Genomic DNA, 23,389 nt, shown 5'->3' on the forward strand with positions numbered 1-23,389 from the left:
CTACTTTTATGGGTTATGGGTCGTAAATGGAGGTGGGAAAGCCCCGCGCCCCCAGATGCAGGCGCGCGGGACGCATCGTCACACACGCTCGAAGATGCCGGCGGCGCCCATGCCGGTGCCGATGCACATCGTCACCATGCCGTAGCGGCCGCCGGTGCGCTGCAGGCCGTGCACCACGGTGGCGGTGCGGATCGCACCAGTCGCGCCGAGGGGATGGCCGAGGGCGATGGCGCCACCGAGCGGATTGACCTTGTCCGGATCGAGGCCGAGTTCCTGCATCACCGCCAGCGACTGGGCGGCGAAGGCCTCGTTGAGCTCGATCCAGTCCAGCTCGTCCTGGCGGATGCCGGCCTGGGCCAGCGCCTTCGGAATCGCCGCCACCGGACCGATACCCATGATGTCCGGCGCCACGCCGGCCACCGCGTAACCGGCGAAGCGCGCCAGCGGCGTCAGATTGTGTTCCCGCAGGATCTTCTCCGACACCAGCATCACCGCCCCGGCACCGTCCGACATCTGCGACGAGTTGCCGGCGGTGACCGAGCCGCGCACGTTGAACACCGGCTTCAATTTGCCGAGCTTCTCCAACGAGGCATCCTGGCGCGGCCCTTCGTCCACCTCGACGGTGCGCTGACGGGCGCGAACCTGTCCGCTCGCCAGATCGGGGACGTGCTCGGTGAAGCTGTAAGGCGTCGTCTCGGCGTTGAAATGGCCGGCCAGGATCGCCGCGCAAGCCTTCTGGTTGGAGGCTAGCGCGAACTGGTCCTGGGCCTCGCGGCCGATCTTCCATTGCTGGGCGACCTTTTCGGCGGTGAGGCCCATGCCGTAGGCGATGCCCAGATTCTCCTCGTGGGCGAAGATCGCCGGGTTCATCGACATCTTGTTGCCCATCATCTGCGGCATCACGCTCATCGATTCGGTACCGGCGGCGATCATCACGTCGGCCAGGCCAAGGCGGATCTGGTTAGCGGCATCGGCTACCGCCTGCACGCCGGACGAGCAGAAGCGGTTGATCGTCAGCCCCGGCACGCTGGTTGGCAGCCCGGCCAGCAGGAGGCCGATGCGGGCCACGTTCATGCCCTGCTCCGCCTCCGGCATCGCGCAGCCGACGATGACGTCGCCGATCAGGGCCGGATCGATACCCGGCACCTGGGCCACGACGGATTTGAGAACCGCCGCCAGCATGTCGTCCGGGCGGACATTGCGGAATGCGCCGTTGCGCTTGGCCACCGGCAGACGGGTCGCGGCGACGATGTAGGCGTCTTGAATCTGTTTGCTCATGTCTTTGTCTCCTTGGCCCGATCAGTTGCGCAGCGGCTTGCCGGTTTCCAGCATGTGCTGGATGCGGGCCTGCGTGAGGGGATCTTTCAGCAGCTCGACGAACAGGCGGCGCTCGACGGTGAGCAGCCATTCCTCATCCACCAGACTGCCGGTTTCCACCTCGCCCCCACACAGCGCAGTGGCTGCGGCCTTGGCGACCTTGTAGTCGTGGGCGGAGATCATCCCGCCCTCCTTCATGTTCACCAGCAGCATCTCGAAGGTGGCGATGCCGTTCTTGCCGGCGACCGGAATGCCGCGGGCCAATTGAGGGGGCGCATAGCCGGCATCGGCCAGCGCGCGGACTTCGCGGATGGCGACCCACAGCAGCTCGTGGGCGTTGAACAGGATGGTGTCCGACGACCGGGCGAAACCGTAGTCGATGGCTTCCTGCGCGCTCTTGGCGACCTTGGCCATCGCGATGGTCTGGAACACCGGTTGCAGGAAGTTGAACACCTCCGTCGGCGTCGCCGACTGGGCGGCCAACCCGGCCGCGCGCACCGCGAATTCCTTGCAGCCGCCACCGGCCGGGATCAGGCCGACACCGGCTTCCACCAGGCCCACGTAGCTTTCCAGCGCCAGCACGCGCTTGCCCGCATGCATGACGAACTCGCAGCCGCCGCCGAGCGCCATGCCCTGCACCGCGGCAACGACCGGAACCTGCGCGTACTTCAGCGCCTGCGAGGTGCGCTGGAACTTCTCGACGGTTGCCTCCAGTACGTCGAAGCGGCCGGCGCCGATGGCTTCCGCCACTTGTTGCAGATTGGCCCCGACAGCGAACGGCGCCTCGTGCCACACGACGAGACCGTCGAGCGTGGTTTCCGCCTGGCGCACCGCGGCGATGACACCGTCCAACACTTCGTTGCCGATGGTGTGCATCTTCGACTTGATCGACACGATGCCGATGCCGGCATCGACCGCGGGCAGGCGCCACAAACGGACGCCGTCGTTCTCGTAGAGGGTCTCGCCGGACTGTTCCGGCAGCGCCGCGTTTTCGCCGAGCACCCGCTCGGGGAAGAGCTGGCGCCCGTAAACCGGCAAATCGGAACGCGGCACGTAGGCATTGCGGCGGGCCGACCAAGAACCCTCCGGCGTATGCACGCCGCTACGACCGGCTTCCAGCGCCCAGGCCGGCAGCGGCACAGCGCTCATCGCCTTGCCGGCCGCAATGTCGGCGGCCACCGCGTCGGCAGTGGCGGACCAGCCGGCGGCCTGCCAGGTTTCGAACGGGCCTTGCGCCCAGCCGAAGCCCCAGCGCATGGCCAGGTCGAGGTCGCGGGCGTTATCGGCCACGTTCTCGAGTTGCACCGCAGCGTAATGGAAGATGTCGCGGAAGATCGCCCACAGGAATTGCGCGTGGGGATGTTGCGAGGCCCGCAGCGCGGCGAATTTCTCTGCCGGATTCCGGAGCTTGAGGATCGCGGCGACCTCCTCGGCGATTTCACCGGAGGACGGTCGGTAGCCCTGCTCGGCCAGATTGAGCACCTGGATCTCCCTGCCCTGCTTGCGGAAGATGCCGCAGCGGGTCTTCTGCCCGAGGGCGCCCTGCTCGATCAGTCGCGTCAGCCAGGCCGGCGTCGTGAAGTGCGCATGCCACGGATCGTCGGGCAGCGTGTCCTGCATCGTCTTGATAACGTGAGCCAGGGTGTCCAGGCCGACCACATCGGCGGTGCGGTAAGTGGCGCTCTTCGGCCGGCCGATCTTCGGGCCGGTCAGCGCATCGACCTCGTCGAAGCCGAGGCCGAAGGCCTGGGTATGGTGCATCACCGCCAGGATGGAAAAGACGCCGATGCGGTTGGCGACGAAGTTCGGCGTGTCCAGCGCGCGGATGACGCCTTTGCCGAGGCGGGACGTGAGCCAGGTTTCCAGCGCGTCGAGCAGCGCCGTATCGGTGCGCTGCGTGGCGATGAGCTCCACCAGATGCATGTAGCGCGGCGGGTTGAAGAAGTGCACACCGCAGAAACGGGGGCGTAGCGCCTCCGGCAGGCCCTGCTCCAGCGCGTTCATCGACAGGCCGGAGGTGTTTGACGCGATCACCGCGTCCGGCGCCAGGAAGGGGCTGATCTTCGCGTAGAGATCGTGCTTCCAGTCCATGCGCTCGGCAATCGCCTCGATGATCAGGTCACAGTCGGCGAGCAACGGCAGATGTTCCTCGTAGTTGGCGGCGTCGATGAAGCGCAGCGTGTCCTTGCTCGCCAGCGGCGCCGGGTCGAGCTTCTTGAGGCCGTCGAGGGCTTTCCTTACGACCGCATTCTTGTCGCCGTCCTTGGAAGGCAGGTCAAACAGCACGACGGGCACACCGGCATTGGCGAGGTGGGCGGCAATCTGCGCGCCCATCACCCCGGCGCCGAGGACCGCGGCCTTTCTTACGATCAACTTGTTCAAGGGCTGTCTCCTTCAGTGATCAGAATTATGCATTAAGAGTATTCGTAAATTCGTGGCGACGCATCAGAAGGCGTAGTTCAGCTGGACGGACAGCAGATCAACGCTGTTTTCGAACTTGCCCCGCACGGTCTGCAGGGTCACCGTCTCGGCCGTGTTCGTGACCGCCCGCGCCGTGTGGGTGTCCTTGAGGAACAGGTGGGCGTAGCCGAAATCCAGGCTGGTATTGGGCGTGACGGCCCACTTGGCGCCAAAGGCCAGCCAGATGCGGTCCGCGTCGGGCACGGTCATCGTGCGGCTGGCATCGTCGGGAATCGGGTTCTTGTCGTAGGCGGTGCCGGCGCGCAGTTTCCAGTCCTGGTTGTACTGCCAGGTCGCACCGACGCCCACGCGCCAGGTGTTCTTGAAGTTGTAACGGAGTGGTGCCGTGGCCGCGGCACTGCTGGCGGCTACCCTGGGCTCCAGTGCCTGCAGGCTGCTCCAGCCGGTCCAGGAGTAATCGCCGAGCAGCGTCCAACGCTCGTCGAGCTTGTGTTGAAGCGCCACGGACAAGGTGTCCGGTGTTTCGATGGAAGCGGTGATCGACCGATCGATCAGGCCTGGCACGGTCTGCGTGCCGTCGAGGTCGACCTTGACCTTGGAACGGTAGCTCACGCCCAGCCGGGTGGCCGGGTCAAGCTGGTACATCAGACCTAAGTTGTAGCCCCAGGCCCGGCCGTCGCCCTTGAGGCGCCCGACCGGCGCGCCGACGTAAGGCGTGGCCTGCGTGAATTCGATCTTGCTGACGACGTAGTCGACGCCGACACCGAGAGACAGTCGCTCATTGACCCGGTAGGCGACGGAGGGATTGACGTTGATGTGGCGGATACGGGTTTTCTGGCCGGAGAAGCGTCCGACGAAGGTGCTGTCGTATTCCGTCTCGTCGGCGAAGGTCGGCCCGATCCCGAGGCCGAGCCGCCAATCCGGCGACAAGGCATGGACGTAATAGACCGCTGGGATGGCGTGCACTCCGCCGCCGTCGCCGCCACCGTCTCCGACCGCGTGGAAGGCGCCGGTCGGTGCGCCAGTACGCGGGTTGATGACCGGCATCGGTGTCGTCCCTTCATCCGCGAAGCGAGTACTCCGGCTGATCAGCGTACCAACGGCACTGAAGCTGTGGGTGGCAGACAGAAAGGTCATTCCGGCCGGATTGAAGTAGATCGTACTTGCATCCTCGGCAACTGCCGCCTGGCCGGCATAGGCCGTCCCAAGCCCTGAACCGTTCTGCTCCATGAGCTGGAAACCTGCAGCCGTTGCCGAGCCCGAAAAGGCCAGCGCAGACAGAACCAGCGGGATGGCGGACGGTTCCATTCTGTTTCGCATAAAGTTGTCTCCTCTTGTAGTTTTGCGATGATTTGATGTTTGTTAAACAAACGATCGTTTTAATAGTTGATCAAAAAAAATGGCAGCTCGGCTCCAGGTGTGTCGGGGACGTTCAGTCGGTCTTCGGATGACCTTCGCCCCTGACAGCTTCGATCGGTTCAAGCTGTGATCGACAAGACTGAATACGCATGCCTTACCTGATGTGTTGCCCGCGGGAATGCTGTTCAAACGTTCGTTTTATAATAAAGAGAAGACTTTGGCCCGGCAAGCGTTTTTTTGAAGCATCTGCGCTCGCCTCGACATAGGGCATGCTGGGGCCTTGATGGGATCCGGCGTGGCGGCAGGATCAGGGGGAAGGCAGCCCGTCAATGAGGCGGGCCGGTCACGCCTGATCAGCGGGCCGGTCCGGTGTCATGCCCCTTGGCATGGGCTTCAGTCGTCACTACTCCCGAACTGCGGCAAGGGGGCACGCAAACCACCGAGCAGGAAGGACATCAGGCGAGGCAACAGCCGGTCGAGGCGGTCCATTTCCGTCTCGTCTTCGATCTGCCAGTCCGTCACGATCCGTAGCGCATCGATGCCGGCAATCGCATAAGAAGTGGCGCCGAGCATGAAGTGGAAACGCCAGACGATCTCCGATTTGGGAACATCCGGCAAAGCCTTGAACAGCGCGGTCTTGTACCGTTCGATAACGGCCCGGTATTCCTGGGCGAGAAAGCTGTGAATGAACTCGGAGGGCTCGGTCAGGGTTCGTCCGAGCAGGCGCAGAAATGTCATGCCGCCGCGGGCATCGTTGTCCGCCAGGCGCAGTAGCGTGCCAAAAAAGCCGTCCACGATCTGCGAAGGCTTGAGCGGCTTGCCGGCGGCCTCTCTTTCCAACCTGTCGAGGATGCGCATGCGCTCCTCGTTCAACCAGTCGAGGCGGCGGCGAAAAACCTCCTGCATCAGGGACTCCTTGGACCCGAAGTGGTAATTCACCGCGGCCAGATTGACCCCAGCATCACCGGTAATCTGACGCATCGAGGTGCCTTCATAGCCGTTCGCCATGAAAAGACGCTCGGCAGCGTCAAGAATTCGTTCGCGGGTATCCACACTCTGGCTTTCGCCAGCTTTTGCCTCAGCCACTTCAAGACTCCATGCTCGTACAGTCGGTGCAGGATAATTGAAGCGGCCCGGAATTCGCGAAAACCGGGGGCAAACTTATGTCAGGTCCCGCGCAACGGGTCCAGGAGCATTCAGGCAGGCGGGAGCGAGAATTCGAAGACATTGCCCTGGGGTGAGCTTCGGGCACTGATCGTTCCACCATGGGCCTGGATGATGGAACGGGTGATCGCCAGCCCCAGGCCGGCGCCGTCCCCGGCATTGTGGCGGGACGCATCGACGCGGTAGAAACGGTCGAACAAACGGGGCAGGTGCTCGGCCGGAATCGGCTCGCCACTGTTCTCCACGGCCAGGCGGGTCTTGCCGTCCGGTGCGATGTCGATCTTGACGTCGACACGCCCACCCGCAGGCGTATGGCGCAAGGCATTGGACAACAGGTTGCCGAGCGCCCGGCGCAGCATCAGGCGGTCGCCACCCGCCCTGCCCCGCCCTTGCAGACGCAGCACAACGCGCTGTTCATCGGCAACCGCCCCATAGAACTCGAACAGTGCGGCCACTTCGTCGGCCAGCTCGAAGCGCTCATGGGCCGGCACGATCAGCCCGTTGTCCGCCTTGGCCAGAAACAGCATGTCGCCGATCATCCGCGACAGGCGCTCGAACTCCTCCGCATTGGACTCCAGCACCTCGCGATATTCGTCGGCGGTGCGCGTCCGGCTCAAGGCCACCTGGGTCTGAGTCATCAGGTTGCTGACCGGGGTACGCAGCTCGTGGGCCAGGTCGGACGAGAAATCCGACAGGCGACGGAAAGACTCTTCCAGCCGGCCCAGCATGTCGTTGAGGGAACGGGCCAGTTCCGCCAGCTCGACCGGTACGGCTTCCGCCGGCAGACGCCGGTCCAGGCTGCGGGCGCTGACCTGGGCGGCCAGATCGCCCATTTCCCGCAGCGGCACCAGCCCCCGGCGGGCAACGATCCACCCTAGCAGACCGGTCGCGATGCTGCCGCCGAACATCACCAGCCACAGGCTGTGCAGGAAGGCCTCCATGAAATGGCGGTGGTGAGAGATGTCCGTGGCGACGGCGACGACCGCCGGCGGCGCCCCGCGCATGCCACTGGGCAGCGTGCCGACGATGCCGCGGAACGGGACGCCGTCCGGCGTCTCCCACACATAGGGCTGACCGGCATCGGGCTTGCCGACCCGCTCGAGCAATACCTGCGGAAAGGGGCTGTCGCGCGTTGCGAACAAGGTACGCCCATCGGTGCCGGTCACGGCAACGGCCAGGCCGTGGTGACCGATCAGGGCGTCATCCATCTGCTGCACCAGATTGTCCACATCTTCGGCGTTGTGCACCCGTTCCAGCGCATGGCGGATGAGCTCCAGCTTGCCTTCCAGCAGGGTCATGTCCTGCTCCTGGAAATGCTGTTCCACCGAGGCTCTGACGATCAGTCCCAGTACCAGCAGGACCGCGGTGGACGCCAGCGCAAACAGCAGGGTCAGACGGAAAGTAAGGGAGTGGCGACGGATCATGGGCAGCCCTGCTCTTCGAGCACGTAGCCCATGCCGCGCACCGTGCGGATCAGCTTGGGCTCGAAATCGTCATCGATCTTGGCGCGCAGGCGGCGCACCGCCACCTCGATCACATTGGTATCACTGTCGAAATTCATGTCCCAGACCTGGGACGCAATCAGGGAGCGTGGCAGCACCTCGCCCCGGCGACGCAGCAGCAACTCGAGCAGCGCGAACTCCTTGGCGGTCAGGTCGATCCGCTTGCCCGCGCGGGACACCCGGCGCCGCAGCAGATCCAGTTCGAGGTCGGCCGCTTGCAGCACGTCGGCCTCCTTGCTCCTGGCCCCACGTCGCAGCAGGGTACGTACCCGGGCGAGCAGTTCGGAAAAGGCAAACGGTTTGACCAGGTAATCGTCGGCCCCCAGTTCGAGTCCCTTGACCCGGTCATCGACGCTGTCCCGCGCGGTCAGGAACAGTACCGGAATCTCCTTGCCTGCCCTGCGCAGCGTCTGCAGCACGTGCCATCCGTCCAGGCCGGGCAACATCACGTCCAGCACGATCAGGTCATAGGTTTCGGTCAAGCCAGCGTGCACGCCGTCCATTCCATCCCGCACGAGATCGACGGAAAAACCCGCCTCGGCAAGCCCCTGTCTGAGATAGTTCCCGGTCTTCGTTTCGTCTTCGACGATCAGTATCTTCATCCGTCCAGTGGCCTCGGCAGGCCTTCGTCAGTGCCTTGAACACAACGCGCGTAGGTTACAGAGATTTGGCCGGACGCGCGGCCGGCACCCACATTCCGGCTCGACCCAAGCCCGAGAAAATCCGGTTGACCTTCCCATGATGGGAAGCTTTAGCGTGTGCCAGTCACTTGTTCAGGAGGCACGCCATGCGTTTCCCACCCCCCAACCCGACGGTCGCCTTGGCCCCCCAAAACGATACGCTGGAACACCGGATCTTCGACATCAAAGGCATGCGCTGCGGCAGTTGCGCGGCACGCCTGGAGGCGGTACTCGAGAAATTGGACGGCGTACGCGGCGCCCGCGTCAATCTGGCCACCGAGCGTGCCCATGTCACGCTGCCCCGTATCCTGCCAGCCTCGATGGTGGTGGAGGCGGTGCGGAAAGCCGGCTACGAGGCCAGTCCCGTGCCATCGAACGCCTCGCCGCCAACCGCCTCATCCCGTGAGTTGCCCGATGGTCGGCCGGTCGTGCTGGCGGCCATCCTGTCGGTGCCATTGGTTGCGCCCATGCTGTTTACCGTCGCCGGAGTGCATTGGATGTTGCCAGGGTGGCTGCAGTTGCTGCTTGCCACGCCAGTGCAGTTCTGGCTCGGACTTCAGTTCTACCGCTCCGCCTGGAAGGCCCTGCGTGCTGCCACGGGCAACATGGACCTGCTGGTTGCCATCGGAACCTCTGCCGCCTTCGGCCTGAGCCTGTTCCAGCTGCTGGATCCGGCCGGGGCTCTGCACGCGCATCTTTACTTTGAAACCTCAGCCACGGTGATCACCCTGGTGCTGTTCGGCAAATGGCTGGAGGCACGGGCCAAGCATCAGGCCATGTCGGCCATTCGTGCGCTGCAGGCGCTGCGCCCCAAGCTGGCCCGGATACGGACGCACGGCGCAGACCGGGACATACCCATCGACTCCGTTGTGCCCGATGACCTCGTGGTGCTGCGTGCCGGCGAACGGGTGCCGGTGGATGGCGTCATCGTCGAAGGGCTCAGCGATGTGGACGAGTCCATGCTCACCGGCGAGAGTCTTCCCGTTCCCAGGCAGCCGGGCGACCGGGTGAGCAGTGGTGCGATCAATGGCGCGGGCGCCCTCCTCGTCCGTGCCACGGCAATCGGCGCCGATACGCTGCTGGCGCAGATCATCCGCCTGGTCGAAGACGCCCAGGCGGCCAAGGCCCCCATCCAGCGTCTCGCCGACCGGGCCAGCACAGTATTCGTGCCCATCGTGCTGCTGATTGCGGCGGGCACCCTGGCAGGCTGGTGGCTCCTGACCGGTGATGCCGAAGGCGCGCTGATCAATGCCGTGACGGTGCTGGTAGTGGCATGCCCCTGTGCCCTTGGTCTTGCCACGCCTGCGGCGATCATGGCGGGAACCGGCGCGGCCGCGCGTCACGGCATCCTGGTGAAGGACGTCACGGCCATCGAGACCGCACGCCAGATCAGCGCGGTCGTCTTCGACAAGACGGGCACCCTGACTGAAGGACGCCCCCAGCTGCTGGAAACACGCTTGGCAAGCGGCAATACGGTGGCCTTGATGGCCCTGGCCGTTACCTTGCAGGAAGGCTCCGACCATCCGCTGGCACGGGCCCTGCGCGACGCGGCCGGTGCCGCCGGGAAGGCCGGGCTGACCGCAAGTGCCATCCATACCCTGCCAGGACGGGGAGTCACCGGCGAGATCGATGGTGAGCGCTACATCATGGGCAATCTCCGCCTGCTGGAAGAGCACGGCGTACATCCGGGACCGCTGGCCGAGGATGCGGCGCGACTGGAGCAGGACGGGCATTCCCTGGCCTGGCTGGCCCGGGTGCGGGACGGGCAGCCACTCGGGCTCTTTGCCTTCGGCGACCGGCTCAGGCCTACGGCGGCAGCGGCGGTGCGCCGATTGCGGAGTCTGGGTATCCAGACCGCGCTGATCACCGGTGACAATGCGGGCTCAGCCCGCCGGGTTGCCGCGGAGACCGGGGTCGACAGCCATTCGGCCCAGGTCCTGCCTGCCGGCAAGGCCCGGGCAGTGGAAGCCCTCAAACGCGAAGGGCACCGGGTGGCCATGGTCGGTGACGGCATCAACGACGCCCCGGCGCTGGCCGCAGCCGATATCGGCATCGCCATGGGCGGTGGTGCCGACGCAGCGATCCACGCCGCCGGGATCACCTTGATGCGCGGCGACCCGGCGCTGGTCGCTGCCAGCATCGACATCTCGCGGCGCACCTACGCCAAAATGCGGCAGAACCTTTTCTGGGCCAGCATCTACAACGTGGTGTGCCTCCCGCTGGCGGCACTGGGACTGCTCAATCCCGTGGCGGCTGGCGCCGCGATGGCCCTGTCGAGTGTCAGCGTCGTCGCCAATGCGCTGTTGCTGCGGCGTTGGCGGCCAAACGAACCTACCGGGGATTCCTGAAATGAACATTGGAGCAGTCGCTGCCGCCAGTGGCGTGTCGGCCAAGATGATTCGCCACTACGAGAAGATCGGGCTGCTCGGTGCCAGCGCCCGCAGCACCGCCGGCTACCGCCAGTACGGTGAGCGGGACGTGCAAACCCTGCACTTCGTCCGCCACGCGCGAGATCTTGGCTTTCCACTGGAGCAGATCGGGCAGTTGCTGTCCCTCTGGCAGGACACCGGACGTTCCAGTGCCGAGGTCAAATGCCTCGCCGAGGCCCATCTGCAGGACCTCGACGCACGCATCCACAAGCTCAGTGCGATGCGTGACACGCTCGCCACACTGGCCCGGAACTGCTGTGGTGACGAGCGCCCCGACTGCCCGATCCTCGACGGACTGGCTGCCTCCGCCCAGCTTGACGACGGCCCCAAGCGGGAGCCGTCCCGCTAGAATGCTCGCCGTCCCAACTCAAAAGCCGCCTGCAATCCCGCAGGGCGGCTTGCCTGATGGATTTAGTCCTCGTTCTACTGCTCATTCTTCTCAACGGCGTCTTCGCCATGTCCGAGATCGCCGTGGTCTCGTCCCGCAAGGCCCGGTTGCAGAACCTTGCCGATGACGGCAGCCTGGGGGCCAAGGCAGCCCTCACCCTGCACCAGGAACCGTCCAGCTTTCTCTCCACCATTCAGGTCGGCATCACCCTGGTCGGCATTCTCAATGGCGCGATCGGTGAAGCCGCCGTGGCCGACCCGCTGGCCGAGATGCTCGCCGGTCTTCCCCTTCTCGCCCCTTACGCCAAGGGGGTTGCGCTGACCATCACCGTGATCGGTCTGACCTACTTCTCGGTCGTCGTCGGCGAACTGGTGCCCAAGCGCCTGGCCTTGCTGGCGCCGGAGGGCATCGCGTCACTGATCGCCCGCCCAATGATGATCCTTGCCCGCATCACCCACCCGCTGGTGGTGATCCTGTCCGGATCCTGCTCGGCCATCCTGCGCCTCGTCGGCGCCCGCCGCAGGGAGGAGCCGCCGGTCACCGATGACGAAATCAAGGTCCTGATGGGACAAGGCGCGGAGGCGGGTGTCTTCCACGAGAGTGAACAGGAGATTGTCTCCAACGTGCTGCGACTCGACGAACAGCGCATTTCGTCGATCATGACACCCCGTCGGGACATGTCGATCATCGACCTGGAGGAAGACGAGGGGACGATCCGCCAGCGCATCGTCGATACCGAGTTCTCACGCCTCGTGGTGTGTCGCGATGGCCTGGAACATGTGGTCGGCGTGCTGCAGACCGGGGATCTGCTGAAGAAGGCCCTGCCCGGCCATGGTATTTCGGTGGCGGATGTGGAGTCTGTACTGCACCCGCCGCTGTTCGTGCCCGAATCGGTCACCACGACCCAGTTGCTCGAGAGCTTCCGTCGGGCCAAACTGCAGTTTGCACTGATCATCGATGAATACGGCGACGTTCAGGGGCTGGTCACGCTCACCGACGTGCTGGCCGCAATCGTCGGCGAGCTGTCGGTGCCGGATGCGCTGGAGGACAGGGACATGCTGCAGCGGGAGGACGGCTCCTGGCTGGTGGATGGCGACGTGGGCATCGAGCGTCTGAAGTCGGAACTCGATATTAGCGACGACCTGCCGGGCGAGGAGGAGCATTCCTTCCACACCCTGGGCGGGTTCCTGATGTATGCGCTGGGCCGGGTTCCGGCACCGACCGATCATTTCGAAGCGGGCGGCTGGCGTTTTGAAGTCATGGACATGGACCGTAATCGGGTGGACAAGGTGCTGTTGTCCCCCGCCGAGAGTCGGACCGTCAAACCGGAGCGCACCCCGGTCCAGTAATTGGCCGGAAGGCTGCGCGGCCAGAACCCGGTTGTTTTGCGTCAGGTGAGCCGATGCGACAAACCGCAAGCCTACAAGCTTCACTGTTCGGACCCCAGGATTCGGTCGACGAACGCCGGCTCTCGCGCATTGTCCGCATCCTTGCCGCGAGTATCGTGGTGCTGGGCATCGGCGTTCTCCTCGGCTGGGCCGTGGACATCCCCATAGTCCGGACACTGGGCCCAGGGCTGGCATCGATGAAGGCCAACACCGCGGCCGGCTTCGTGCTGGCCGGGCTTGCATTGTTCTGCAGCACCGACCGCCGCCCAGCCTTGCAACGGTGCGCCCGCAGCCTCGGTCTGGCAGCGGGGCTCCTCGGACTGGCCCAGTCCATACAGGAAATGTTCAATCTCGATCTGGGGCTGGACAACCTGATCGTCGATTTCCATCGTGCCGTCGGAGAAGCAACCGGGCGCATGGCCGCCGCTTCGGCTGCCTGCCTGACCCTGGGCGGCGTCGCCCTCACTGCCGGCCACAGCCCTTGGGGCGATCGCCTGTGCCGTTACGCCACCGCATTGATGGGTTTCCTGGGGTTGATGGCGATCTTCGGTTACCTCTTTGACGTGGAGGCGTTCTACCACCTTGCGCCGTACAGCAATATGTCCGGCCATACGGCGCTTGGTTTTACCCTGCTGGCGCTGGGCATCGTGGTCAACCGCCTGCCGCCCGGCGGCTTCGGCTGGCTCACGCGAATCGCGGTGGCCACGGCGGTGGCTGCACTGCTGGTCGTTGGCGGGATTGTCGCGGAACGTCTGCGCAGCGTTGACGAAGCGGATCGCCTGGAGAACCACACCTGGCAGGTCATGCTGGAAGTGCAGCAGATGCTGGCCAGCCTGCTCGATGCGGAGTCTGCCGAGCGCGGATATGCGGGTATCGGTGACGAACATTTCCTGAGCGCCTATCGGCATTCGGTTGCCGAACTGCGCGCCCGTCTCGTCGAAGTGCGTCGTCTGAGCGTGGACAATCCCGCCCAACAGCAGCGTCTGCAGGAGCTTGAGATCCCGCTCAAGGCAAAGCTGGCAGGTATGGACCTCACCATCGCCCTGCGCCAGAAAGTGGGCGCGGATGCCGCGCAGGCTTCCCTGCGGGATTTCTGGCGCGAAGGCCACATGAACGACATCCGGCAAGGGGTCGCGGATATTCTGGCCGAAGAGGCGCGCCTGCTGCAGTTGCGCCAGAGGGCCAAGGAGCAGGCTGCCGAACATGCCCTGCAAACCCTGATGCGGGGGGGCATCTTCGGCATTCTCACCCTGCTTGGCATCTTCTTCCTGCTATGGCGGGAGAATGCCCGCCGGCAGGCCAGCGAAGCCGCACTACGTGAACACCGCAAGCATCTGGAAGAGCTGGTCGTCGAGCGGGACAACGCATTGACGCTGGCCATCGCCGGCGCCGATCTCGGCACCTGGAGCCTGGAGATCGGGACGAACATGGTGGTGGCCTCGGTGCGCTGCCTCGAGCTGTTCGGCTTCGAGCCGCGCAACAGCGTGCCGCTGGAAGACTTCGTCCGCCGTATCCATCCCGACGATCGAACGATCATGCAGGGGGCCCTGGCGGAAGCCATCTCCAACGGCAGCGTCTATCGTTGCGAATATCGGGTCGTCTGGCCGGACGCCTCGATCCACTGGCTTGCAGCTTCGGGACATGCCTCCAGGGAAGAGATCGGACGGGAGCCGATGCACATCAGCGGCGTCGTGCTCGACATCACTGAGAGACGGCAGCACGAGGAGGCCTTGCGGGAGAGCGAGGCGCGCTTTCGCAGTTTCTTCGAGAACATGGCGGTTGGTGCCGGTCAGCTTGATGCCCGCGGCCGCTACCTGGACGTCAACGAGCGTTACTGCCAGATCACCGGCTACAGCAGGAAGGCGTTGCTCGACGGCATGGGGCCGCTGGACATCACCCATCCGGACGACATCCCTGCCGACCGGGAGCGGGTGCGTCGCCTGTTGACCGATGGAGATATCTACGACGCCGAGAAACGCTTCGTCCGCAAGGACGGGGAGATCGCCTGGGTGCATATCACGGCTTCGGTGGTGCGCGACGCCGACGGCGCCGTCCGCTACGTGACCGGCGCCATTGAGGACATCACGGCCCGCAAGGCCGCCGAAGCCGCGCTGAAGGAGAGCCGGCAGCGCCTGATCAACTACAACCAGGATCTGGCGCGGGAAGTCGAGGCGCGTACCGCCGAACTGTCGGAGCGCCAGCGGGAGCTGCTGGCTGCCAAGGACGCGGCCGAACAGGCCAGCGCCGCGAAGAGCGCCTTTCTGGCCACCATGAGCCACGAGATCCGCACGCCGCTGAATGCCATCCTGGGCACCGTGCAGATCCTCGAGCGCGGCCCCCTCGACGAGGACCAGCGCCAGCTCGTGCGCACTCTCCGCACCGCTGGACGTGGTCTGCTGGGGCAGATCAACGACGTGCTCGATCTGTCGAAAATCGAGGCCGGTCATTTCGAACTCGAGCGCAGTCCCTTTGTGCTCCACAACGTAATCAGCAATCTGGTGGACGTGCTCTCCCCGGTGGCTGCCGCCAAGGGCATCGCACTGGAGTGGGCGCCGCTGCCCGAAATTGCCTCCACGCTGATCGGCGATGCCCAGCGCCTGAGCCAGGTGCTATACAACCTAACCGGCAATGCGCTCAAGTTCACGTCGAAGGGGCATGTGGCCGTCTCCGTGCAGGCGCTGGTCGAAGAGGCCGGTTCGATCACACTGCGATTCTCGATCCGCGACACCGGCATAGGCCTCGCACCGGAACAACTGGAGCGGGTTTTCGACGCCTTCGTGCAGGCCGACGAATCGACCCAGCGCCGTTACGGCGGTACCGGCCTCGGGCTGGCGATCTGCCGGCGGCTGGTGACCCTGATGGGCGGCGAGATCGGCGTGGAGAGCCGCCTGGGCGAAGGGAGCGAATTCTGGTTTACGGTACCGTTCGAGGTGGATAACTCGACGACCCAAGACCTGCCCTCCGACCTTGCCGCCTGCGAGGGGCCGCGACTGGCCGGCCTGCGTGTGCTGGTGGTGGACGATAGCCCCGTCAATCTGGACATTGCCCGCCGGCTGCTGGAGCTGGAAGGTGCCCGTTGCGAGATCGTGGACAGCGGCCACACTGCCATCGAAAAGCTCACTGCCGCGCCATGTGACTTCGATCTGGTCCTGATGGACGTACAGATGCCGGAGCTGAACGGCATCGATGCAACGCGCGCGATTCGGGGCGAAGCCACCCTGGCCAATCTTCCCATCGTCGCGCTGACAGCCGGGGCCCTGCCGAGCCAGCGGGAACGCGCCATGCAAGCCGGAATGAACGATTTTCTCGCCAAGCCCTTCGAGATCGACACCCTGGTTGCCACAGCCCGGCGTTGGGCGGGTCAGGCTATCCGTGCGGGCACGGCCCCTGCATCCCGATCGCCCGTGGAGGATGCTGCCGTGTTTCCGCAAATTGACGGCGTCGACACCGCAGCCGCCAGCCGGCGCCTGCTCGGCGACCGCGCATTGTTCCTGTCCGCCCTTGCGCGGCTGCGTGACGAGTTCGCCAATGTCGTCGATGAGGTCCGCACCGCGCTTGCCAGGCAGGATCTCGAAACAGCCCGGCAGCGCATGCACAAGCTCAGGGGAGGCGCCGGCAACCTGTCGGCCGTGGAAGTGGCAGAACTCGCTGCGCGCCTCGAAGCCACCTACGAGGGCGGTAATGTGGGCGCGGGCGACACGGATCTGGGGACGCTCGAAACTGCCGTGAAGCGCCTGTTCGCTTCTGCCGCCCCCTGGCTGACACAACCGCCCGTGACGGCAGCCTGCACTGACGTGCAATCGATTACCAACGAGAGCTTGTTCCACCTGATCGCGGCCCTGCAGGCCAACGATTTTGCCGCGCTCGGCGAGTTCGAGGCACAGCAGGCTGCGCTGGAGGCACGTTTCGGCGCCACAGCGATCGAGCCCATCGTCGTCGCGGTGGAGAACCTGCGCTTCACGCCCGCCCTCGATCTGCTTCAGTCCCTTGCGGAGAGACATTGAATCGTATCCCGCGCGCTTCTCCCATTGACGACGGGACCTCCACCGGAGCCAGGAGCGCCCGCAGCCTACTCGGCCTTCTTGACCGCCGTCGCGTCGTCCGGGGCATCCAGCCCCCAGTCGCCATGGCAATACCAGTCGTCGCCGAGCATTTCGGCCGGGTGCAGGGTTCTGCCCGAACCATTGCCACAGGCCAGGGAGTCGGCCGGACAGTACTTGTCGCAGCCCCAGCAGATGCGTTCCGGATGGGCCGGATGCAAGGGAAATTTCTTAGCCATCTCTGCTTCTCGCAAATATTGTTGAGCAGTTTACTCGGCTATTTTTCCCCGGCTTTGATCTCGGGCAAGAAGTCCGGCTCTCGACGCTCCCGAGCCGTTCAGAGGCTGACGCTCTCCCCTTGCTGCGGAAGCTGCACATCCCGCCACCCCAGTTGCTCGGCAATGGCTTCCTTGAAGTGGACGGCTGCGGTCGCTTCGCCATGAACCACGAAGGTGTGGCGCGGGGGCGCATGGAAGCCCTTCAGCCAGCCGATGAGCCCGGCCTGGTCTGCGTGGGCCGACAGGCCGCCAACCGTATAGATGCGCGCCCGCACCGGAACCGGCTCACCGAAGATGTGCACCAGTCGTGCGCCATCCACCAATCGCCGGCCGAGGGTTCCGGCGGCCTGGAAGCCAGCGATCAGCACGCCGCACTCGCTGCGCGGGAGGTTCTCGCGCAGGTGGTACTTGATGCGCCCCGCCTCGCACATGCCGCTGGCGGAGATGATCACCGCTCCGCTGCGGATTTCGTTGAGCGCCCGCGAGGCCTCCACATCCGCCACGAATTCGACCTTCATCTTGTTCGGGTGCTCCCGTAGCCAGGCGGTCAGTTCGTGGGTCTCAGCGTCGAGCAGTGCCGGATGGGCCAGCGTGATGCGGGTGGCCTCATTGGCCATCGGCGAATCCACGTAGACCTTCAGCGGTGCCAGCCTTTCCCGGCGCACCAGATCGGCGAGGAGATAGATGATCTCCTGGGTGCGCCCCACCGCGAAGGACGGGATGATCAGGTTGCCATGACAGGCCTGGGTTCTGCCGAAGGCCGCGACGATTTCGTCCTCCGTTTCCGGCAGAGGCCGGTGCAGGCGGTCGCCGTAGGTCGATTCGATGAGTAGCACGTCAGCCGTCGGCACTACGGGCTCCGGGTCGTTCAGCACCGGGCGGTCGCGCATGCCGAGATCGCCTGAGAACACGAGCTTGCGGGGCCTGCCCTCGCCGCTGATCGTCACTTCCAGCCAGGCCGAACCGAGGATGTGGCCTGCATCATGGAAGCACACCCGGACGGACTCTGCCGGCTTTATATGCTGACCATAGTCTGCCGGCCGCAGCAACGGCAGCGTCGCCTGGGCCTGGGCCACGGTATAGAGCGGAGGATGCACGCCGCGCCCGCTCTTGCCGATGCGCCGCTGGTGGCGGAGCTGCCACTCGGATTCCTTTTCCTGAATGTGGGCACTGTCGAGCAGCAACACCTCAAGCAGGTCGATCGTCGCCGGTGTGGTGTAGATCGGACCGCGGAATCCCAGCACGGCCAAGCGCGGCAACAGCCCGGAATGATCGATGTGGGCATGGGTCAGCAGCACGAAGTCGATCTTGCGGACATCGAAACCGAAATCCAGCGCCCGCTGGTTCTTCAGTCGAGCCTCGCCCCCGCCCTGAAACATGCCGCAGTCGACGAGGAAACGCACGTCCCCGGTTTCCACCAAGGTGCACGATCCGGTGACTTCACCGGCCGCGCCAAAGAAGCTGATACGCATTTTGAACGCCTCCCGTTGCATCCAGCTTGAACTTCCGTTCGCCGGAAAGCAAGGCAGCACGGGCATTTCAGCTGATCGATACGCCGATCAGCGCGCCGCTGCCATAGGTGACGCAGGCCGCAGCAGCGCCGATGGCAATCTGCCGCAGTACCGAATAGACAACGCCCCGCCCGCTGAACAGGGAGGTCGCCAGTCCTATGGCCCCCAGACCCAGCGCGCTGAGCGCCAGACTCCAGGCAGCACCCGCCAGACCGCCACTGAAGAAAAAAGGCAACACGGGAAAAATGGCGCCGGCGGCAAATAGCACAAAGGACACCGCCGCGGCACTCCACGGATTGCCGCCCATCTCCGCCGGATCGATGCCGAGCTCTTCCCGCGTCAGTGTATCGAGGGCCGTGTCGCGATCTCGCATCATGTCCCGGGCCACCCGCTGGGCATCCTCCCGGGCCAGTCCCTTGGCCTGGAAGATCAGCGCCAGCTCCTTGCGCTCGGCTTCCGGGTTTTCCTCCAGCTCCTGGCGTTCCTGGGCTACACGGCTGGTCGCAAACTCCCGGGCATTCGTCACCGACAACCATTCCCCCAGCGCCATCGACACCGCACCCGCAATGAGGCCGGCCAGACCGGTCAGCAGGATGGTGTTCGACGACGCTCCCGCGCCGGCCACTCCCATCACCAGGCACAAGCTGGACACCAGGCCGTCGTTGGCGCCGAGCACTGCCGCCCGCAATTCGTTGCCCGAGCCACGGCCATGCCAACGCTCGGCCCGTGCGATATCGGCACCGACATGCCCGCCCGGCCGATTGACGGCCTCTATGATTGCCGCGTGGGAACGCTCTTCCCCGGACAAGGCTTCCGCATCGGGCTGGCCGGCATATTTGTCCCGATCGGCAAACTCCGCCGTGGCCAGCACCGGCAAGACGAAGCGCAGTCCGAAACGCCGGGCCAGCCACACCAGCATCCGCGTGCGCAGCCCCGGCACGTGGGCGCCGACACCAACGCCGGCTTCATCGAGTTTGCCGCGCCAATGGGCCGCGTGGCTCAGCTCGGCCTGGGAGAGTTGCAGGAAAAGATCCTGGCGTACCGGGTCCGTCTCGGCCCGGGCCAGACCGGCGTACAAAGCCGCGCCGTCCTGCTCGTCACGCCAGTTCCTGATGTACCGTTCGACATCCTTGTCCATGGACGGCGCCCTCCAGCGGACGGACTACTGGCAATCGTCGGAAACCGGGTGGCCCCGGGCTGCGTTCTCGCCGCCAGAAATGTCCTCGAGATATTCCCGAGTATGCTCCAATGCCTTGCGATGCAGGCAGTTGGCCGGATCGTCGAGCAACGCGTTGACACGCTCCAGCCAATACTTGCAATCGGGATCGTGGGCATGCAGCGCCTGATTGATGACCTCGATCGGATATGAACTCATGGTATTCCGGTTTCAAGCCCGAGGTGGGCAGTCTACCACTGTCGTATCGGAGCACGATTTGGGATGGATCAAAGGCGGGCCTTGCCAGCACCATCCTCAAACAGCTCATCGATTACCCCGGCAGCCGCCGCTCGTCAAAAGTCGAGGCGCTTCTTCGGGGAATGCAGCCAGCCGCTGGCACACCGGGCATCGCCAAAAACCAGTTCGGCCAGCAAGTGCAAACGGAGCATCCGGTACAAGGCGTCAAACTCGGAGCTCGTCAGCGAGCCTTCGGACTTACGCCGAATCCAGATCCGGCGCGGCACGACCCGATACACATCGGCCGGCGCCAGGAGTCGCTCGCCCACCAGCGTCTGCAGCACCATACCGCTCAGCACCTTGCGATCCGTCAGGGCGAGACTCATTTTATCGGCGGCCGTGGACATGCCAAGCACCCCCCACCCAGGCGACTGGTCAGGCGGCCCTGCAACGAGACCTCAATGTGCGCCAGAATGGAAGAGATGGCACGCCGGATGGCACCGAGTTTCAATGACTGAATCACTGCCAAAAAAACAAAGCCCCGGCGGCGCCGGGGCTTTTGCTGATTCACCAAGTGCAGCCGACAACAGAGGCGTCAGCAGTCTGGATCATTCCCACTCGATCGTTGCAGGCGGCTTGCCGCTGATGTCGTACACCACCCGATTGATGCCGCGGACTTCGTTGATGATGCGGTTGCTGACCTTGCCAAGCAGGCTGTGGGGCAGTTCGGCCCAGTGGGCGGTCATGAAGTCCTGGGTCTGCACGGCGCGCAGCGCGACGACGTATTCGTAGGTACGGCCGTCGCCCATCACGCCGACGCTCTTGACCGGCAGGAAGACGGCGAAGGCCTGGCTGGTCTTGTCGTACCAGTCGGCGGCGCGCAGTTCGTCGATGAAGATCGCGTCGGCGCGGCGCAGCAGGTCGGCGTAGTCCTTCTTCACTTCGCCGAGGATGCGCACGCCCAGGCCGGGGCCGGGGAACGGGTGGCGGTAGACCATCTCGTGCGGAAGGCCGAGGGCGATGCCCAGCTCGCGGACTTCATCCTTGAACAGCTCGCGCAGCGGTTCGAGCAGCTTGAGGTTGAGGGTTTCGGGCAGGCCGCCGACGTTGTGGTGGCTCTTGATGGCGTGGGCCTTGCCGGTCTTGGCGCCGGCGGATTCGATCACGTCCGGGTAGATGGTGCCCTGGGCCAGCCACTTGGCGCTGGGCAGCTTGGCGGCTTCGGCCTGGAAGACTTCGACGAACTCGCGGCCGATGATCTTGCGCTTGGCTTCGGGGTCGGAGACGCCCTTCAGGTGGCCCATGAACTGCTCGGTGGCATCCACGTGGATGACCTTGACGCCCAGGTTGCGGGCGAACATCTGCATGACCATCTCGCCCTCGTTGAGGCGCAGCAGACCGTTGTCCACGAACACACAGGTGAGTTGGTCGCCGATGGCCTTGTGCAGCAGGGCCGCGACCACGGAGGAGTCGACACCGCCGGACAGGCCGAGGATCACCTCGTCGCTGCCGACCTGGGCGCGGACCTTCTCGATGGCTTCGTTCACATAGTCCGGCATGTTCCAGTCGTGCTCGCAGCCGCAGATCTCATGCACGAAGCGGGCAATCATGTCCTTGCCCTTGATGGTGTGCGTGACTTCCGGGTGGAACTGCACGGCGTAGAACTTGCGCGCCTCATCGGCCATGGCGGCGATGGGCGTGGATTCGTTGGAGGCGATGACCTTGAAGCCGGTCGGCAACTCGGTGACCTTGTCGCCATGGCTCATCCACACGTCCAGCAGGCCGTGGCCTTCGTCGTTGGTCCGGTCCTGGATGCCGCGGAACAGCTCGGAATGGCCGCGGGCACGGATCTCGGCATAGCCGAATTCGCGCTTGCCGGAGCTTTCGACCTTGCCGCCGAGCTGGCTGGCCATGGTCTGCATGCCGTAGCAGATGCCGAACACCGGCACACCGATCTCGAAGACGGCCTGAGGCGCCTTCCATTCCGTGGCCTCGTAGACCGAGTTCGGACCGCCGGACAGGATGATCCCCTGGGGCGCGAAGTTACGGATGAAGTCGTCCGACACGTCGTACGGGTGGATTTCGCAGTACACCTGCTGCTCGCGCACGCGGCGGGCGATGAGCTGGGTGACCTGGGAGCCGAAATCGAGGATCAGGATTTTCTTGTGCACAGCGGTTCCGTTGGATGAAAACGAGTAATCGCGAATTATAGCGTCTGAGGCGCCAGGACGCCCTGCTTGAAGACTTCCGTGTGTGCAAACGAGTCCATCCGCAAGCAAGCCACGCATGCGCTGCCAGTGGGAGCCTTCCCAGAACACGCGCCCGCAGCCCTCGCAACGGGTGAATCGTTCGTGCTTCAGGCGAACCGATTCGGGCAGTTGCGCCAGCACATCGGCTTTCGGCACCGGATGCAGCGGCGCATTGCATTCCAGGCAACGGGAAAACGGCCGGCAAGTCGGTGCCAGCGACAACCGGGCGGCCAGCTCACGAAACTGCGCATCTGGTTTCAGAGCATGGACATAGCAGCCGCGAACGATCGCCTTGCGCATCAGCAAGGCCCGATCGCGGGTCAGCACGATGCGCTGCTCACGCTCGGCGATCGCGGCGATTTCCGGGTCCGCGTAATCGTTGCGGAAGAGCGTGTCGAAACCTGCCATGCGCAGGCGGTGGGCCAACCCGCCGAGGAAATGAAAGCGGACGCGCACGGTGGATCAGTCGTCCCGCAGATCTCGGGTCAGCGGCACGAACGCCACGGTCAGCACGTTGCTGCTGGAGATGCCGCCATCCGCATGCTTTTCGATCAGCTTCAGGGTCTGGAAGGCATGGTTGAGACCCACCGGAATGACCAGCCGCGCGCCTGGTTTCAATTGCTCGACCAAGGGCGGCGGCACGGCCGGCGCCGCGGCGGTGACGATAATTCCGTCGTAGGGCGCGTGCTCCGGCCATCCTTCGCAGCCATCGCCATGGCGGACCTCCACGTTGGCGTAGCCAAGCCCGGCCAGGCGGGGCGCCGCCTCATGAGCCAGTGCCGCGATGATCTCCACGCTGAACACCTGCCGGACCAGCTGCGCCAGCACGGCAGCCTGATAGCCCGAGCCGGTCCCGACCTCCAGGATCGTCTGCCCAGCACGCGGCGCGAGCAGCTGGGTCATCAACGCGACGATGAAGGGCTGCGAGATCGTCTGGCTGTGGCCGATGCCCACCGGTCCGTTGCGAAAAGCCAGGTAACGCACTTCCTCCGGAACGAAGGCTTCCCGTGGCACCGTCGCCATGGCGGCCAGAACGCACGGGGCCAGCGCATCCAGCCCCGTCTCCCAACGGGTGGCCGCCAGTTCGTCTGCGATGTCCGCCAGCATCCGCACCCGGCCACCCTTGCCGTAGTCATCCGGAAACCTGGACATCCGCCGCGCCTCCTGCCCGTACGTGGAAAAGATGCAATGCCGCCGTGGATCAGCACCGCCTGCCCCGGTAGACTGTCGGGTTACGCCAAAAGTTACGCCGAACGGCGCAACCGGCATG

At 64.9% G+C, this 23,389-nt stretch carries 17 protein-coding genes and 1 pseudogene; 4 read left to right on the forward strand and 14 right to left on the reverse strand.

Going from position 1 to position 23,389, the window contains the following annotated elements:
* Positions 1–78: 78 nt before the first annotated feature.
* The 6 genes from B4920_RS06270 to B4920_RS06295 all read right to left on the reverse strand — a co-directional run bounded on the left by B4920_RS06270 (position 79) and on the right by B4920_RS06295 (position 8,365).
* A complete protein-coding gene (locus B4920_RS06270; protein WP_079433766.1) occupies positions 79–1,278 on the reverse strand; it encodes an acetyl-CoA C-acyltransferase in 1,200 nt (399 codons plus the stop codon).
* Between the two features lie 21 nt (positions 1,279–1,299).
* The gene (locus B4920_RS06275) at positions 1,300–3,699 is read right to left on the reverse strand and encodes a 3-hydroxyacyl-CoA dehydrogenase/enoyl-CoA hydratase family protein (protein WP_079433767.1); all 2,400 of its coding nucleotides are present in this window, start codon (positions 3,697–3,699) and stop codon (positions 1,300–1,302) included.
* A 63-nt stretch (positions 3,700–3,762) separates the two neighbouring features.
* Positions 3,763–5,058, reverse strand: coding sequence for an OmpP1/FadL family transporter (locus tag B4920_RS06280; RefSeq protein WP_079433768.1), 1,296 nt, complete (start codon positions 5,056–5,058; stop codon positions 3,763–3,765).
* A 432-nt stretch (positions 5,059–5,490) separates the two neighbouring features.
* Positions 5,491–6,183 carry a TetR/AcrR family transcriptional regulator gene (locus B4920_RS06285; protein WP_079433769.1) on the reverse strand — a complete coding sequence of 231 codons (693 nt, stop codon included), beginning with the start codon at positions 6,181–6,183 and terminating at the stop codon, positions 5,491–5,493.
* Between the two features lie 110 nt (positions 6,184–6,293).
* Positions 6,294–7,685 (reverse strand): heavy metal sensor histidine kinase, encoded by a 1,392-nt coding sequence (locus B4920_RS06290; RefSeq protein WP_079433770.1) that lies wholly within the window; start codon positions 7,683–7,685, stop codon positions 6,294–6,296.
* Complete coding sequence (locus tag B4920_RS06295; RefSeq protein ID WP_079433771.1) at positions 7,682–8,365, reverse strand: heavy metal response regulator transcription factor; 684 nt, start codon at positions 8,363–8,365, stop codon at positions 7,682–7,684. Before B4920_RS06295 ends, B4920_RS06290 begins: the two co-directional genes overlap by 4 nt.
* A 185-nt stretch (positions 8,366–8,550) precedes the next feature.
* On the opposite strand from B4920_RS06295, the gene B4920_RS06300 reads away from it, so the two are divergent.
* Genes B4920_RS06300 through B4920_RS06315 form a run of 4 tightly spaced genes read left to right on the forward strand, consistent with a single transcriptional unit; the run spans position 8,551 to position 16,652 of the window.
* Positions 8,551–10,791 carry a cation-translocating P-type ATPase gene (locus B4920_RS06300; RefSeq protein WP_173862646.1) on the forward strand — a complete coding sequence of 747 codons (2,241 nt, stop codon included), beginning with the start codon at positions 8,551–8,553 and terminating at the stop codon, positions 10,789–10,791.
* A gap of 1 nt (position 10,792) precedes the next feature.
* Positions 10,793–11,221, forward strand: coding sequence for a Cu(I)-responsive transcriptional regulator (gene cueR / locus B4920_RS06305; protein ID WP_079433772.1), 429 nt, complete (start codon positions 10,793–10,795; stop codon positions 11,219–11,221).
* A gap of 56 nt (positions 11,222–11,277) precedes the next feature.
* On the forward strand, positions 11,278–12,609 hold the full coding sequence (locus B4920_RS06310; protein WP_079433773.1) for a hemolysin family protein: 1,332 nt from the start codon (positions 11,278–11,280) through the stop codon (positions 12,607–12,609).
* Positions 12,610–12,662: 53 nt separating this feature from the next.
* Complete coding sequence (locus tag B4920_RS06315) at positions 12,663–16,652, forward strand: PAS domain S-box protein (protein ID WP_079433774.1); 3,990 nt, start codon at positions 12,663–12,665, stop codon at positions 16,650–16,652.
* A 65-nt stretch (positions 16,653–16,717) separates the two neighbouring features.
* Here B4920_RS06315 and B4920_RS06320 read toward each other — a convergent pair whose 3' ends face one another.
* From B4920_RS06320 to B4920_RS06350, 8 genes and pseudogenes are all read right to left on the reverse strand, one after another.
* Positions 16,718–16,927, reverse strand: coding sequence for a DUF3079 domain-containing protein (locus tag B4920_RS06320; protein WP_079433775.1), 210 nt, complete (start codon positions 16,925–16,927; stop codon positions 16,718–16,720).
* Between the two features lie 98 nt (positions 16,928–17,025).
* The gene (locus tag B4920_RS06325) at positions 17,026–18,438 is read right to left on the reverse strand and encodes an MBL fold metallo-hydrolase RNA specificity domain-containing protein (protein WP_079433938.1); all 1,413 of its coding nucleotides are present in this window, start codon (positions 18,436–18,438) and stop codon (positions 17,026–17,028) included.
* Positions 18,439–18,505: 67 nt separating this feature from the next.
* On the reverse strand, positions 18,506–19,615 hold the full coding sequence (locus B4920_RS06330) for a VIT1/CCC1 transporter family protein (protein WP_079433776.1): 1,110 nt from the start codon (positions 19,613–19,615) through the stop codon (positions 18,506–18,508).
* A gap of 24 nt (positions 19,616–19,639) precedes the next feature.
* Positions 19,640–19,852, reverse strand: coding sequence for a hypothetical protein (locus tag B4920_RS06335; RefSeq protein ID WP_079433777.1), 213 nt, complete (start codon positions 19,850–19,852; stop codon positions 19,640–19,642).
* A 134-nt stretch (positions 19,853–19,986) separates the two neighbouring features.
* A complete protein-coding gene (locus tag B4920_RS06340; protein WP_079433778.1) occupies positions 19,987–20,256 on the reverse strand; it encodes a hypothetical protein in 270 nt (89 codons plus the stop codon).
* 222 nt (positions 20,257–20,478) lie between these two features.
* On the reverse strand, positions 20,479–22,041 hold the full coding sequence (gene guaA / locus B4920_RS06345) for a glutamine-hydrolyzing GMP synthase (RefSeq protein WP_254050862.1): 1,563 nt from the start codon (positions 22,039–22,041) through the stop codon (positions 20,479–20,481).
* Between the two features lie 117 nt (positions 22,042–22,158).
* Positions 22,159–22,575, reverse strand: a pseudogene (locus B4920_RS29870) (Mut7-C RNAse domain-containing protein); the annotation flags it as partial.
* Between the two features lie 6 nt (positions 22,576–22,581).
* Positions 22,582–23,271 carry a protein-L-isoaspartate(D-aspartate) O-methyltransferase gene (locus tag B4920_RS06350; RefSeq protein ID WP_079433779.1) on the reverse strand — a complete coding sequence of 230 codons (690 nt, stop codon included), beginning with the start codon at positions 23,269–23,271 and terminating at the stop codon, positions 22,582–22,584.
* Positions 23,272–23,389 lie beyond the last annotated feature (118 nt).

Source organism: Zoogloea sp. LCSB751 (assembly GCF_002028455.1).
In the GTDB taxonomy this organism is placed as follows: domain Bacteria; phylum Pseudomonadota; class Gammaproteobacteria; order Burkholderiales; family Rhodocyclaceae; genus Zoogloea.